The organism is Bacillus sp. FSL W8-0770 (genome assembly GCF_038008705.1).
Taxonomy (GTDB): domain Bacteria; phylum Bacillota; class Bacilli; order Bacillales; family Bacillaceae_G; genus Bacillus_A; species Bacillus_A cereus.
The window spans coordinates 2,994,803-3,009,277 of sequence record NZ_JBBOZR010000001.1; the positions used below are offsets into that span (position 1 = coordinate 2,994,803).

A 14,475-nucleotide genomic window follows, 5' to 3' on the forward strand; every position below is an offset into this window, starting at 1 on the left:
CTCCTATTAACAACAAGAATTTTGTTCTACTACGTTAGAAGTCGTGCAACAAGATGCCTCTTCTATTTTATGAACATCACTCTGTGCTTTTGTATAAAAGAATTCCCACTCGTTCCCATCAGGATCCGTTACCCAAAACTTATCTTGAACCGCATAGCAACAAGTCGTATCCATCTCATCACGCGCAAAGAAACCTTCTTTTTCTAATCTTTCTTTATGCAATGTAATCTCTTCAGCTGTATCAACTTGGAAACCGAAATGATTTACTTGATTTCCCTTCACCTCATCTCGTACGTTTAGCGTGAAGTTAAGTCCTGGCGTCTCTAATAAAAATTTTGCATAATCCACTTTCACCTTAACTGGTGACACACCAAATACCTTTTCGTAGAATTCAATAGACTTCTCTAAATTCGTAACATTTATACCGACGTGAACATATCTCATAGCTTATTCCTCCTCTTTATATGTTATTAATCAATTTTTTTTGATTAATAGTACGAAATTTTAACAACAACTACCTTTGCCTGTTTTTCTAAAGATACAGCATAATTCTTCTGATAATAAATTATTTACTTCCGCATCATTTAAATCATAATAACTCCACGTACCTTTTGTTTCTTTTACAATTAAACCTGCATCTAATAAAATCTTTAAATGATAGGACAATTTAGATTGCGTCATTTCAAAAACCTCCGTTAAATCACATACACAAGTTTGGCCTCGCTGGCAAAGTTCATACATAATCTCTAAACGCTTCTGATCAGCCAACGCTTTAAACTTTTTCTCATATAACTGAAAATTTTGTGCCACTGTAGTTCACTTCCCTTCATCAACTTTTTTTGATGTTTATAGTATATACGCTAGTGAGTTTATTATGCAACTTATTAATCAATTTTTTTTGATTTAGAAAAACTTCCTCCCATTATATCTTCGCTACAACTAAAAAGTACCCTAGCCTTTTCAAAAATGAAAAACGACGGTTCTTTTTACAACTTAATAGTTATAATATTTCCGAGAAATGGAGTCTCTATAACTATTTTTAATTTTAATTTGATCATAATAGAGTAGTGCCCCATCACCATCAATCTAAGAAAAACAAATACCTTAAAATGAGAAAAATCGATATAACTCTTCGGCAAATAAAGATAACTCTTGTTTTTAGTGCATAATCATAAAAAGCGCGTCACCCTTTCTCATTAACATAAGAGAATAGTAACGTGCTTTCAATTTCAAAAATAGTCTAAATCCTTAAGTTGATGGTTGTGGGGCGGGCCCCAATAAGAACGGTATCTACGATTGTATGAAAGGTGTTAGTTCCATTCAAAAGGCCTCAGCCGACGATTAACTCAAGTACCGGTTTCGGATGACTCCCATGTGATGAAGTTCGTGTCCTGCGATGCCGTACGCGAGGGCGCGCGCCGTAATGCTTAGGTTGTTGGCTGTACCCTTGCGGTTCCACGCCTCCGCCGGTAGCCCGCGCAGCAATGTGATCGTTGATTGCCGTACGGCCCGGTAGTCTTCAGCCAATTGCTCGGTTGTCCAACTTCCGAAAGGAGGCATGAACAATTCCTGATCGAAACCGGTCAGCGGCGTCTGGTCCCCTCTTGCGAACCGGAGCAGGCGGTAAGTCATGACGCGTTCCGCGTCTGTAATGTGGCCCACAACTTCTTTTAGTGTCCATTTTCCTTCCGCATACCGATATGCGGCCTGGCTTTCGGTCAACGATGCCAGGAGCTCGGTCATTTGCTTTTCCTGAGCGAGCAGAATGTCGATGATGTTACCGTCTGGCACCAAACGAATATATTCGCCGGAGCTCCCAGCGTATTCTTCTTCTGACGGTCTTTGATTCATACGTAGTCACCTCTTTATGTATATATAGAAAATTATAGCACTCGTCTATGTCTAATCAATTCGTGAAATGATAGAACTTTCCTTCTAATAATTGAGGATAAGCAACTATTTAGTTGGTCGGTCGCCACACTATCCTGATTCGTTTGCACAATAAAAATTATCTGTTATACAATATTTCGAAGTTATTAATATATAGGTAACACTTCTTTTTTAATTTAAAGATGAATTTTCAATTATATTTTGAAATGAACCGGAGTAAAGCACACTAGTCTAACCACTTTTTCATACAAGATTTTATGCAAAAAAGAATAGCAACGATCCCTAGAATCCCCGCTATATCAATGATATATAAAATCTTGTATAAGAGATAGATAGACATAGAGACAAAAAATTTAGTAAAAACAAGGATTTTATGACAAACTTGCTACCGATAATCAAGAATTATGTAAATAAGCTGTCCATGTGGACAGCTTATTGTTTTTTTTACAGTTAAATTGTCTGTAGTAATCGAAGAAAGGTTACAGAGAGGGAGCTGAAAGCTTATAAGCATTGGTTGGAATTTTTGTACAGTAACATCGTACATTTGTTACTACCTATATAAATTTAATTGAAAATACGAGATACAAAAAACATCCTGCATGTTTGAACCATGCAGGATGTTTTCTAGTCTTTGTTTTTCATAATGTAAGAAATCAAACGAAGGATCTCTAAGTATAACCATACTAATGTCATCATAAGCCCTACTGCGCTGTACCACTCCATATACTTAGGTGCTCCACTCTGAGTACCATTTTCTATGGAATCAAAATCGAGTAATAAATCTAATGCAGCAACAATAATTACAATTGTACTTATGATGATACTAATTGTCCCACCTTGGTGAATATATGGAACAGTCACCCCTAAGATGCCTAGTAAGAAAACAATAAAATACATAATAAGAATTCCAAGTGTTGCAACCGTTACAACCGCACGGAACTTTTTAGTTACTTTTACTATTCGCGTTGCGTATAACACTAACATGGCAAATAAAATCGAAATCGTTAGTAATACGGCAGTTAAAGCGATAGAATCACCAAATCGCTTTGTATAATAAGCTGAAATACTTCCTAATAAAATTCCTTGTAATACTGCGTAAATCGGTGCGCAGATTGGTGATATACGAGGAATGAATATAACTAAAAATGCGACAATTAGAGTAACTATTATAATTCCAATTAACACAGGTATTTTCATTGTCCCTTGTGTCATCTGTACGTATGAATAGACAGACGCTGCAAGAAGTAAGATAAGCAAAATGAATGTTTTTGCTATCGTTCCACCGATAGTCATCGTAGAAGCATTTTTCTTTTCTTTATGAAATTTTTCTTTTTTTAATATTGGATTAGTTGTCCTCATTTTTTCCTCCTAAATATACTTTACCTTTAAAGTGGAGCTTTATATTTCTAATTTTTTATCTATGATACGACCTGTAATAGCTGTTAGAACAATTATGAATAAGCAAGTAAAACATACATCTAAAATAGTGAAGTCTTCACTAGGATACAGTGAAGTGTCAATAAAACCATTTTTATCTATGAACCACGTACTCTTTATGGTGATTACATATTCTCCTAATTTACTAAAAAAATCCAATACTAATGTTTGTATGATTAAAAATAAAGCAAAGAAAGTCATTGATAAAAATCTTTTACTCAATGATGACTTTATAGGAATGAGTTTTGTAATTACCATGATGAAATAACAGGAAATTAATATACTCATGAAATCGATTCCCCATAAAAAAACGGAAAGTATGTGATGAAAAACTCCATATGCATATAACTTATGAAATTCTTGTTGATAGCCTTCAGATACTTTTTCTCCAAGGTTACTCTGAGAAAAATAGTATAGAAAAATTAAGCCTATTACTAATAAAAGAATAAACATTAATGTGAAAAAAAATAAATTTGCATATATATACTTTTTTCCTGAGATAGCTGTATAACGAATCATCGTATTTTTTAGCATTTTATTGAAAGAAGGCAAAGCTATTAAAAGTAGTAAAAATGCAGCGCCACCTATGATGAATATAAATATACCTAAAGTTATATCCTTTGTAATTTGATTTGTCACCTTTGATAATCCCACCATCTTAAATAAAAGAAGTAATGAAATAGTAATAAATCCAAGGTAAAATACAGCTATCCTTTTTCTATTACAGTTAAACAAATAACGAAAAAGTGGGTTCATTTCTCAAAAACCTCCTTAAATAACTCATGTACTGATTTTCCATGGTGAAAACGAATTTCTTCTACATTTTCATGCAATACAATACTCCCGTCTTTTAAAAAGATTACCTCATCAAATATATTTTCAATTTCCTCTACTAAATGAGTCGAAATAAGAATGGTACTATCTTCACGATAAAAGTTAAGAATTAAATCTACTATATGCTTTCTAGAAACAAGATCAATTCCACCTAATGGCTCGTCTAATACATATACCGTTGCTTTCCTTGAAAAAGTTAATATTAGCTGTAATATCCCTGTTTTCCCTTTTGATAAGATGCTTATATTCTCCTCTAGCGGGATTTTAAAGTTAGCTATCAAATCTATTGCTTGTTGTAGATTAAAATCAGCATACATATCTTGATAGAACAACAAAGCATCTTTTACAGTCATCCATTTTTCAAAAACAGGACTATCGGGCATAAATGAAACGATTTTTTTCGTTTCTAATCCCACCTTTTTATCTTTAATTGTAATACTTCCTTTAGAAGGAAAACGTAAACCCGAAATCATTTTTAATAATGTCGTTTTCCCACTACCATTTTCACCAACAAGACCGATAATTTTTCCTTCTGAGATTGTTAGGCTTATATCTTGAATCACTGTTTTTAAATCATATCTTTTCGACAGATTTTCAACTTTCAATAATTCTTTCATTCATTTCCCTCCTTTTTCTTTTCCAAATAAGAACGGAGTATTGGGAGAACCTCTTCTTCCATAAATCCTAAGTTATTCATTCCATTTATAAAATTATCAAGCAACTCTTTTGCCATTTCTTTGCGTAGCTCTGTAATTTTTTCTTCATTCATTGTTACAAATCTTCCTGTTCCTCTACGTGTCTCAGCAATACCTTTCCGTTCTAGCTCTTGAAACGTACGTTGAATTGTATTTGGATTAACTTGTAATTCACCCGCTAATTCACGTACAGCAGGAATTTTTTTACCTGGTGCCAAACGTCCTGTTACAATTTCTTTTTTGATGTATTCCATTACCTGAACATAAATAGGGATATTAGGAGAAAACTCAGTTTTCATTTCTTTCCTCCTCTGTATTAGTGTACTAGACAAATAGTACACTAATGTAAATTATATGTAAATAGTTATTTTGAAAACCATAACAAATGGAAGGTGATATATTTAGTGAATTCGTGTAAACACCCAAGTTCCAAAAACGACCGTTTATTGTACTTTACTTATTTCTATCCAGATAGAGAAAAATACTATTTAAATTCAGTTTCAAAACTCATTACCAAAAATAAACGCTCCTAACATGTTAGTCATATATAATATGTTAGGAGCGTGATATTTTAAGTGTTTTTTAGATTTAGGTCTTGATAATAAAATCAGTGGTCGCTGTGATAATTGCGGCAACACCGCATTTAAAAGTTCCGTTAAAGATTTCATCTTCTTAAGAGAATGCCGTCAATGTGGTATGAAGAAAATTATATAGCCCTATCTAGGGCTTTTTTCATTACAAAATAAAATCATACTATTGGTGTAGAAAGACATGAAAGTGGATACTTTTTAGACACGAAAGTAGATACTTCTTGAATATCTTCCGCTACTAATATAAATTCCAAATGAATTTTCAGTTCACATTTAATTAGGCTTTGCTGAAATGCAAAAAAAGAGAGCAAAACTCTCTTTTTCATTTAATCAATACTATTTTTAAAATTTAAATAATAAAAAATAGCCAGTTAAAATAGTGTGTTGTTATATGTTTTGCTAAACACGCTCTTACAAATATTTAAACCCTGCATTAATTTCTTATTCCATTCATTTAACTAATAAATAATTTTTTATATTCGGTTATCATGCCACAAGTTTATTGGAAAATGATTATTCTGGTTATAAACTTCAAGTTCATAACCTTTTTCTTTTAACCCTTTTATAATCTGTGGAGCTGCTACCATCCTGCACTTGCATTCATACCAGAACCCATAAAAGTAATAAATAACGGCCATAATAACGGCCATAACGTAAGAAGTATATTTACAAGTATAAGTATACTATATACCCCAGGGAAATTATGATTTTTACAATTTACCAATACTAAAATCACTAATAATATTATGGGTATTAAATATAAAAATAGCATTATAAACCAATACCATGTCATTAAAGTAAGGCTCAATGGTCCTAATATCATGTGTACAACTCCGAATGATATTCCTAATGCTCCAAAACTAAAGGTTGTAATTATTGTTTTTAGAAGCACTTTAGCCAATTTTGAGTCGTACGATTTTCTACTATATAGACCTATCACGATATACAACGATAGATATGCCATTAATACACCTATCCAAATCAATAGCCAGTCTGCATCTAACATACAGATGTCAAACAGCGCCCAACACACCCCTACTATTGAAAAAACAAGGGAAATAATTATATATTTTAAAACTGGTTTCATATTCATTTCACGTCCTTTAAAAACTTAAGAATACATTATTAGCTTGTATTCTTCTTTTTCTACCGCTTTACTATAGTCTGTTGTATATTCAATAACAGTAATCTCTTTACTTCTAAGTAGATTCTTTTTCCACGTTTTCGCATCAGTTGACAGTATGAGTTATTCTCTCCTAATTTAGATGGATCACTGGAATTGGCTTTAATATGAATCTGCTACCTCAAACCGCTTCATCTCAAGTAAAACTATATCTAAATGATGAGGTTTTACTTGAGATCCAGGTGATAGCGGTAAAATACATCACCATTTGCTAGTATTCTTCCATTACTTCTTTTTGAATTATACTCCCTCCTGTTCTCCATACAATATACCTACCTAGATTCAATTTATGTTTTAAATTGTTATTTTTTTTCATTTCAATCAAGCTAGCAAAACTAAATATCATTTTACTTTTTTATTATATAGACTATACTAATTTCTCTTCCCACTTATAGGTTTCGTTTAAGCTAAAAAATATAGCCTCAAGAACGGGATCCTGAGACTCTATTTTTATTTTAGAAAGGACAGCATAACTTTCTCTGTTTCTTCTTTACTTAAATCACCTGCAATAATAAAGACTTGAAAAGCGCTATTCTTTCCTTTTGCAGGAACTATCATTTGCATTACTTTATAGGTTTCCTCTGTATCAAGACTTTCAACTAAGGTTATTTTTGTACCTTCTAATTCATAATTTGTTACCTTTTCATTATAATCCGCTTTTTTATTCGAGAATTCTATTCCCTCAGCAGTAACTGCAGATTGGTGCACAATATATACATTATCTTTACTTTCATTTTGATATTCATAAATAAAATCGGGATTCATTTTTCCAGTAGTCATCGGTGTATTAACACCTTCTCCAGTTAATTTAAACCCTTTTACCACATAACTTGGGGTGTTAATTGGAAAATCAACATATTTTTGTGCTTCCTTTTTAGTTAATCTAAAATGCGAATGAATTTTCTCTCTAAATGGTCCAATTTCTTCACTGTTTTTCTCATATTTTTTTTCCTCTTCTGGGTCTAACTTTTCAGGACTTCCTACTTGCCTTACTTTTTTATCTAAAATATGTGCTTCTGTTTCCAATGTAATGAATCGATCAAATTCTTCTTTCGTAAACAGATTCCTCGCCACTCCAATCTCTGTAAGTAAAGTATTATAGTCTCCTTCGGAAACAAAAAATTCTGCTTCTGCTTGTTCTTTTGTACCAATCATTTTTTCTACAATTCGCTGTATAGGAGCATCTGTTCGTGTTTTTAATTCTTTCATATTATTTTTCACTTCTAATTGTTGTTTCTCAGGGTTAGTCGGCTGATCAGCACGGGCGTTTAATAAGGATACAGATGATACTGCAATCACTGCCACAGCGCCTATCGCAGACCAACGATATGATTTTTTTTGGAATTTTTTAATCATTAGAATTCTCCTTTTTAACGCTCTCTTGTTTTTACTAAAATTTGCTATACTTGGTACTTGATAATAACTTGAGTAGTGTTCCAATAGACTAATAATAGTATGTCCATACGCAATTTGTTCCTCTGAATCTATACATGTAAGAGCTAATGCATCGCATGCTAGCTCTTGATCTTCCCGCATACATGAGTAGGCATACCATAGAATGGGATTAAACCAATTTAAAATGAGTAACCCATGCATAAGCCAATTTACACCAACATCTCTTCGCTTGATATGAGCTAATTCATGATAAAAAATATATCGTAATTGTTGTTCATCTAAAATCTTCATATGTACACTGGATAACAACAACTTGGGGCGAATAAATCCGAACACCGTTGGACTAGAAACCTTTCCAGATACAAATAGAGGGATATTCCGTTGAATAGACATAGATTGCTTACACTTTTCAAAAATCTGGACAATCTTCTCATCTGTAATAACAGGTTGTTTTTTTATGTAAAGTAATAAACGCCTGTTCATTATAAACGTAGCAACGCTTAGAAGGATAACGCCAGTAAGCCAAATGTATATACAGATTGTATAAAATGAAATCGACTCATCGTCCTGCTTTTCATTAATACCTGCTTGTGTCTTGTTTGCCTGAACAGTTTTTGTTGAACTTGAGGTATAAGTATCTTCTTTTGTGAGAACCTTTGTATCGTCTATACCTTTTAATTCTTGCGTACTCTCTTTTGTAAGAAACTTAGCTACAGGATTTCCCCTAGAAATGAATGCATCGTCATTCTTGTAAGTAAGAACAGAATAGATACTATAGGAACTATCTGGAGACCAAGGTAATACAAGTCTTATCATTAATATGATCCATAGCATATACTGCCAACGTGGCGTTAACTTATTTCTAAACAAGACCTTGATACACAAGATTAGGCCCACTAATATACTAGCCATAATAGAGGTCTCAATCATCCAATCAAAAAAAGCAGGTAGATAGATATTTATAAATTTTTCTATCACTATAATCTATCCTTCCTCTGATTTTCCTCAGTTTTCTCATCCAGAATACGTTTAAGTTCGTTAATATCTTCTGAAGACAGCTTTTCTTCTTTTAAGAAATTTACAAGTAAAGGTTTAAATGCTGCACCATAGAAACGTTTAAGTAAAGATTTCGTTTCTACTTGTAAATAACTATCTTGCGATACCAAAGGATAATAAGAGTACAGACGCCCTTTATCTTGATGATAAGCCACTGCTTCTTTGTGAACTAATCGATTAATCAACGTTCTAATCGTTTTCGGTTTCCAATCCATTTTTACCTCCAACGCTTCAATTACATCATTTGCCGTTTGTGGAGAGTTTGACCACAATACTTTCATTACTTCTAATTCAGCTTCCGAAATTTTAGGTAATTCTTTCATTGGTTAAAATTACACCTCTCTGTATTACATTTGTAATCTATAACTGAATATTACACTTGTAATCTCACGTTGTCAATCGTATTTAATGTTTGTAGAATCCTTTCCTATGCCCATTAACATAAATTTAGTCTATCATTTTCTCCTAATGAGACAAGAAAGCAGACCTTTCATAAATATTTTTTGTTACTAATATAGAATGGAGTCCCACCAACAAAACGCGAATTTCGTACGCTAAGCGGATTTCCACATAGAAAAAGCCGATTTCCAGTACGCTAAGGGATGAAGTGAACCCGAATAGTGGTACATGAAAAAAACACCTCCTGAATTCGCATACTAAGTATGCAAATTCATTGGAGGTGTTTTTCGTTTGAAGACAAGAGTTCATTACCCAGAAGAAACAAAGTGGAAAGTCATTGAAATGAAGAAAGACGGTTATTCAAATCGTGCAATTATGGAGAAACTCGGAATTAAAAATGTTTCCCAAATTAAGACATGGATGAAATGGTATCGTACAGATCAAACGTATCGTTTTCAACAACCTGTAGGAAAACAATATTCTTATGGAAAAGGACCAAAAGAGCTCAGTGAATTAGAACAGCTACGTTTAGAAAATAAACATCTAAAAACAAAATTACTTGTATGGGGAAAGTATCTGGAAATCGAAAGGGGCTGAAACCAGAAACTGTAGTTACTTTATGGACCAATTTAAAAACAAAACTAACGGTAAAAGAATTGTGTAATGTATTAGAATTACCCCGGTCTACATTTTATCGTTGGTTACAACGAACAGTGGACTTGAGAGATGAGATAGAAGAGAAAATAAAGGATGTTTGTCTTCGGCATAAATTACGATATGGATATCGAAGAGTGACCGCAACTCTTCGGAAAATGGGCTGTGTGTGAATCATAAAAAAGTATTACGAATCATGAGACGAAATCACATTCTTTCAAAAGTACGTCGAAAGAAAAAGAAATATATCAATGGTGCGGAACCAATGGTAGCCCCTCATCGATTGGAGCGTGAATTCGATGCATCCAGACCAAATGAAAAGTGGTTTACAGATGTGACGTATCTCTTATTTGGAGAACGTACCTTGTATTTATCAACGATCATGGATGCCTTTAATCGTGAAATTATTAGTTGTGTCATCAGCGAATCACAAACACTGACATTAGCGATGAAGACATTGAAACAAGCAATGAGAGGGCGAAGAGTAAAAGATGTCATTCTTCACTCGGATCAAGGAAGTATTTATACAGCAAAAGAATTTCAAGCGTATGCCAAAGAAAACGGCATGATCACCAGCATGTCCCGGAGAGGAAATTGCCATGATAATGCCGTCATGGAAAGCTTCTTTGGTCATTTGAAAAGTGAAGCTTTCTATTCACAAGAGATAACAAAAGTATCCAACACAACTGTGCGAAAGATTGTGCTAGAATACATTCATTACTACAATTGTGTGCGAATTCAAGAAAATTAAACCACCTATCCCCTAAAGAATTTAGGGAACAAGTGGTTTAGGTGTTTTGATAGGTGTCCCGTTTTCGGGGTTCACTTCAGGATAATCGGCTTTTTACTGTTAATTTGTTTGTAGTGGTCGAAGAGATTCCAAAGGTGCAATTTCTTTCTTATTAAATCGGTATTCTCCTAGGAAATTAATATGTTCCCACCCTAATAGAAAAATATGTTTTAATATCTCTTCATCAAATTTTTTCTTCAAAACTTTTATTGCTTCATTTAAATAAACCGTATTCCATACACTAATCGCATTAATTAAAAGGTTTAGTGCGCTACTTCTTTGAAGCTAATCTTGTAGCGCTCGTTCTCGTAATTCACCATGTTTTCCAAAGAAAATTACTCGAACTTCTGCTGGTTCTTTTTCTCTTGGTATCTCGGCTAAACCCCATGTTGGTTCAAACGATATTTTCTATCAAACCTTAACTCATAGCTACGCTTATCCCACTTTTTTATCTTTACTTTCTGATTTATGCAAGATAGATTCACCTTCAACATCTATATTTGGAAGAATCTTATCCAGCCATTTCGGCATATACCAAGCTGCTTTTCCCATCAATGTCATAACGGCAGGAACAATCGTCAGCCTAACCACAAAAGCATCAAATAGAACTCCAAATGCTAGACTCATCCCTATAGCCTTTACCATTGGGTCTGGCATAAGCATAAAGCCAAAAAATACAGCTATCATGATTAATCCTGCTGCAGCTACAACTTTTCCGCTGTCTCTCATCCCTGCAAGTATAGCTTCCTTTGGATTGCCTGTATGCGTGTAAACTTCCCGCATACGACTTGCAAGAAACACTTCATAGTCCATTGCTAACCCAAAAAGGATACCAATTGTAAGGATTGGCAAGAAGGCAAGAATTGCGCTAGAAGAAGGGAAACCAAATAAATCAAGAAGATTTCCATCTTGAATAACAAACACGGCAAATCCTAGTGTTGCAGCCAATGAAAGGAGGAAGCCTACTACTGCTTTTAAAGGAAGTAATAGGGATCTAAATACTAACACTAACAGGACGTATGCCAGTCCTACTACAAGCACTGCGAATATAGGTAATGCTGTATTTAGCTTTTCTGTTATATCTATATTGACCGCCGTTGTACCAGTAACTAATAACTCAATGTCATTTTCTTTTTTGGTTATATTCGACTTTTCTCGAATATGCTTCACAAGATTCTTTGTTTCTATATCATTTGGTCCCGTTTTTGGGGTCACAGTGATAATAAAAACGTCACCAGAAGAATTAGGGAAAGCTGGTGTTACACTCTTAACATTCTTTAGCTCACCAATTTCTTCTGTAATCTCCGCCATTGCTTTTTGTGTCTTTTGTGGGTCTTGTTTTTTACTATCTATTTTTGCTGCCACAACTAGAGAAGAGTGAACACCTTCCCCGTATGCTTCTGTCATGAGATCATATGCTTTTCTTTCCGTTGTATCTTTTGACATGGTATCCCCGTCATCGGGCAGTCCTAGGTTCATATGGAAAAATGGAAGACTAATGACAGCAAGTAATGCGATAGCCAGGAAAGACATAACTAACGGATGTTTTGTGACAAGCTTTCCCCATTTATTCGAAGGTACTTTGCCTTCTTTTGCACCTGTAATTTTTTTCAAGAATTTATTTCCTGTAGAGGGATGAAATCTATGCCCTACTATTCCTAGTAAAGCTGGAAGTACGATAATGGAAACCAATACAGCACTTAATATACTAATAGATGATACTGCTCCCATCTTGGTTAAAAAAGGAATCTTCATGACAGATAATCCAAGAAGTCCAATTATTACAGTGATTCCAGCAAAAACAACGGCACTCCCTGCAGTACCAGTTGCTATAGCAATAGATTCTTTAACGGAATGTCCTTCGCCAAGTTGTTGTCTAAATCGAGTCATAATAAATAAAGCATAATCAATTCCAACGGCTATTCCCAACATGATAGCCACTGAAAGCGAAAGATCCTGCAATTCAATAAAATTAGAGCCTATCATAACTACGAGCATTCCAGTTCCTAATCCTATAATAGCAGTGATAATAGGCATCCCAGCTGCTAGGAAAGATGTGAATGTAATCGCCAAAATTATAAAGGCAATAACTATTCCAATAGCCTCCGATTCACCATTTGATTCGACTACAGTAAATTTCACATCACCGGTTAACTCCGTTTGGATTCCCTCCTCACGAGTTTGTTCAATTTTGTTTAATACATTCTTCTTAGACGATTCCTTTATATCTTCAGCATCATTTTTATAATTGACAACAGCATACCCCATGGTATTATCTTTGGTTAAATTTTTAAGTTGCATAGGGGTTGCAATTGATTCAACATTTGAATCATCTTTTTTAATATCAGACAAAGTATCCGTAATCACTTTATTTACCTGTTCCGAATCTAATGTCTGATCTTTTGGGGCTTTAAAAACTATTTTAATTTGGGCACCAGCACTTTGAGATTCAGGGAATTCTTTTTCTAACAACTTGCTTGCCTTCTCAGCTGGTGTGCCTGGAATCGTTAACTCATCATTGAAAGAGGGACCTAAACTTCCAGCTAGTACCCCCAAGATGAATAAAATTCCTAAGGTACTAAAAACAATACTCTTCCCATGTTTTGCTGCCCAACCACCTAATTTGTAAAGATACTTTGCTATTTTAATCTCCTCCAACTTCGTTATTTACAATAGTAAGTACATGGTTTCAAATGACCTTTTTGCATACATTGACAGTAATCAAATTCCTTTTATAGAATAAGCATAGTCATTATCGAAACATTTGTATTAACATTAGCACTTACACATGTAAGTATAAAAGAGAGGGGTGGTTTTTCAAGCACTTTTAGATAAATAGAAGCTAAAACTAACAAAATGAAAGGATGTGTTAGCGCTGAGAAACTCACGTCAGGATGGTATATATTCCCAAGAATACATTACAGAAGCTTTGGGTCTGCTGCTGCAAGAAAAAAAATTGGAGGATATAACAGTTACGGAACTTTGCAAAAAAGCTGGAGTTGCAAGAGTTACATTTTACAAATACTATCGTACCATTTACGATGTGCTTAATGCCTCTATGCAAAAAGGTATCGACAAATTTTTAGAAGAAATTACTTATTTAGATTCTCATGATAGTCTTCAACTTTTTATAGAAGGTTTAATAAGTTTTATGGCCAATGAGCGTATCCTAATGAAAAACATAATAGATTCCAATATGTCTGGTCTTCTTCTTGATTATGTTAATTCCGCAATAAAATCTATATTTGAAACAGACAATCCGATCAGTAATAACATGAGCAAAGCTCAAGCATTATTTTTTATTGGTGGATTCTTTAATGTCTTCATTGATTGGATCAAAAGATCGTCAAGAGAGTCTCCTCAATCTTTAACTGAAAAAATATATGAGATGTTCCCAATAAAAAAAGAAATATAGAAAATTTCCCCTTCTACTAATCAGCCCCTTTTTGTGAGATAAAAATAGCTGCCAAAATGGCAGCTATAATCAAAGAAAGTCTTTCTTAAGGGTGTTGAAAATTTATTTAATGTTATTGGCATTCCCTTTCAAATTGA

Annotated in this window: 12 protein-coding genes and 4 pseudogenes; 3 read left to right on the top strand and 13 right to left on the bottom strand. The window is 33.9% G+C overall.

The genetic code is table 11. The features are described from left to right. Window positions 1–6: 6 nt before the first annotated feature. The 7 genes from NST27_RS15375 to NST27_RS15405 all read right to left on the bottom strand — a co-directional run bounded on the left by NST27_RS15375 (window position 7) and on the right by NST27_RS15405 (window position 5,155). Window positions 7–444 carry an ArsI/CadI family heavy metal resistance metalloenzyme gene (locus NST27_RS15375; protein ID WP_001271031.1) on the bottom strand — a complete coding sequence of 146 codons (438 nt, stop codon included), beginning with the start codon at window positions 442–444 and terminating at the stop codon, window positions 7–9. Window positions 445–504: 60 nt separating this feature from the next. Next, window positions 505–810, bottom strand: coding sequence for an arsenical resistance operon transcriptional regulator ArsR (gene arsR / locus NST27_RS15380; RefSeq protein ID WP_002026021.1), 306 nt, complete (start codon window positions 808–810; stop codon window positions 505–507). Between the two features lie 531 nt (window positions 811–1,341). Further along, complete coding sequence (locus NST27_RS15385; protein WP_001076317.1) at window positions 1,342–1,851, bottom strand: DinB family protein; 510 nt, start codon at window positions 1,849–1,851, stop codon at window positions 1,342–1,344. Window positions 1,852–2,514: 663 nt separating this feature from the next. Further along, window positions 2,515–3,249, bottom strand: coding sequence for a Bax inhibitor-1/YccA family protein (locus NST27_RS15390; protein WP_001260970.1), 735 nt, complete (start codon window positions 3,247–3,249; stop codon window positions 2,515–2,517). A 39-nt stretch (window positions 3,250–3,288) separates the two neighbouring features. After that, window positions 3,289–4,083 (bottom strand): hypothetical protein, encoded by a 795-nt coding sequence (locus NST27_RS15395; RefSeq protein ID WP_001068594.1) that lies wholly within the window; start codon window positions 4,081–4,083, stop codon window positions 3,289–3,291. Then, window positions 4,080–4,778 (bottom strand): ABC transporter ATP-binding protein, encoded by a 699-nt coding sequence (locus tag NST27_RS15400; protein ID WP_000661383.1) that lies wholly within the window; start codon window positions 4,776–4,778, stop codon window positions 4,080–4,082. The genes NST27_RS15395 and NST27_RS15400 overlap by 4 nt, the downstream gene beginning before the upstream one ends. Next, window positions 4,775–5,155, bottom strand: a complete 381-nt coding sequence (locus NST27_RS15405; RefSeq protein WP_000845513.1) for a GntR family transcriptional regulator — start codon at window positions 5,153–5,155, stop codon at window positions 4,775–4,777. The genes NST27_RS15400 and NST27_RS15405 overlap by 4 nt, the downstream gene beginning before the upstream one ends. 313 nt (window positions 5,156–5,468) lie before the next feature. On the opposite strand from NST27_RS15405, the pseudogene NST27_RS15410 reads away from it, so the two are divergent. Then, window positions 5,469–5,570 (top strand): annotated as a pseudogene (locus NST27_RS15410) (hypothetical protein); the annotation flags it as partial. Between the two features lie 349 nt (window positions 5,571–5,919). Here the strand turns inward: NST27_RS15410 and NST27_RS15415 are convergent. From NST27_RS15415 to NST27_RS15430, 4 genes and pseudogenes are all read right to left on the bottom strand, one after another. Continuing rightward, a pseudogene (locus tag NST27_RS15415) lies at window positions 5,920–6,027 on the bottom strand (polysaccharide deacetylase); the annotation flags it as partial. Next, window positions 6,027–6,533 (bottom strand): DUF3902 family protein, encoded by a 507-nt coding sequence (locus tag NST27_RS15420; protein WP_000805755.1) that lies wholly within the window; start codon window positions 6,531–6,533, stop codon window positions 6,027–6,029. The gene NST27_RS15420 and the pseudogene NST27_RS15415, both read right to left, overlap by 1 nt. A gap of 546 nt (window positions 6,534–7,079) precedes the next feature. Beyond that, the gene (locus NST27_RS15425) at window positions 7,080–9,002 is read right to left on the bottom strand and encodes a M56 family metallopeptidase (protein ID WP_000570341.1); all 1,923 of its coding nucleotides are present in this window, start codon (window positions 9,000–9,002) and stop codon (window positions 7,080–7,082) included. After that, entirely contained in the window at window positions 9,002–9,403 is a 402-nt protein-coding gene (locus NST27_RS15430) for a BlaI/MecI/CopY family transcriptional regulator (RefSeq protein ID WP_000661430.1), read from the bottom strand. Before NST27_RS15430 ends, NST27_RS15425 begins: the two co-directional genes overlap by 1 nt. A 367-nt stretch (window positions 9,404–9,770) precedes the next feature. Here NST27_RS15430 and NST27_RS15435 point away from each other — a divergent pair. Beyond that, a pseudogene (locus NST27_RS15435) lies at window positions 9,771–10,925 on the top strand (IS3 family transposase). 58 nt (window positions 10,926–10,983) lie between these two features. Here the strand turns inward: NST27_RS15435 and NST27_RS15440 are convergent. Together NST27_RS15440 and NST27_RS15445 are read right to left on the bottom strand one after the other, a co-directional pair. Continuing rightward, window positions 10,984–11,274, bottom strand: a pseudogene (locus NST27_RS15440) (Tn3 family transposase); the annotation flags it as partial. Between the two features lie 84 nt (window positions 11,275–11,358). Next, window positions 11,359–13,566 (bottom strand): MMPL family transporter, encoded by a 2,208-nt coding sequence (locus NST27_RS15445; protein ID WP_064774787.1) that lies wholly within the window; start codon window positions 13,564–13,566, stop codon window positions 11,359–11,361. A gap of 223 nt (window positions 13,567–13,789) precedes the next feature. On the opposite strand from NST27_RS15445, the gene NST27_RS15450 reads away from it, so the two are divergent. Beyond that, window positions 13,790–14,338, top strand: coding sequence for a TetR/AcrR family transcriptional regulator (locus NST27_RS15450; protein WP_001986429.1), 549 nt, complete (start codon window positions 13,790–13,792; stop codon window positions 14,336–14,338). The last annotated feature ends 137 nt before the right edge of the window (window positions 14,339–14,475 follow it).

What these genes read in the sequence shown, in the direction of transcription:
- NST27_RS15375 (WP_001271031.1), bottom strand. Translation starts at nt 444, where the DNA reads ATGAGATATGTTCACGTCGGTATAAATGTTACGAATTTAGAGAAGTCT.
- NST27_RS15385 (WP_001076317.1), bottom strand. Translation starts at nt 1,851, where the DNA reads ATGAATCAAAGACCGTCAGAAGAAGAATACGCTGGGAGCTCCGGCGAA.
- NST27_RS15390 (WP_001260970.1), bottom strand. Translation starts at nt 3,249, where the DNA reads ATGAGGACAACTAATCCAATATTAAAAAAAGAAAAATTTCATAAAGAA.
- NST27_RS15395 (WP_001068594.1), bottom strand. Translation starts at nt 4,083, where the DNA reads ATGAACCCACTTTTTCGTTATTTGTTTAACTGTAATAGAAAAAGGATA.
- NST27_RS15400 (WP_000661383.1), bottom strand. Translation starts at nt 4,778, where the DNA reads ATGAAAGAATTATTGAAAGTTGAAAATCTGTCGAAAAGATATGATTTA.
- NST27_RS15405 (WP_000845513.1), bottom strand. Translation starts at nt 5,155, where the DNA reads ATGAAAACTGAGTTTTCTCCTAATATCCCTATTTATGTTCAGGTAATG.
- NST27_RS15420 (WP_000805755.1), bottom strand. Translation starts at nt 6,533, where the DNA reads ATGAAACCAGTTTTAAAATATATAATTATTTCCCTTGTTTTTTCAATA.
- NST27_RS15430 (WP_000661430.1), bottom strand. Translation starts at nt 9,403, where the DNA reads ATGAAAGAATTACCTAAAATTTCGGAAGCTGAATTAGAAGTAATGAAA.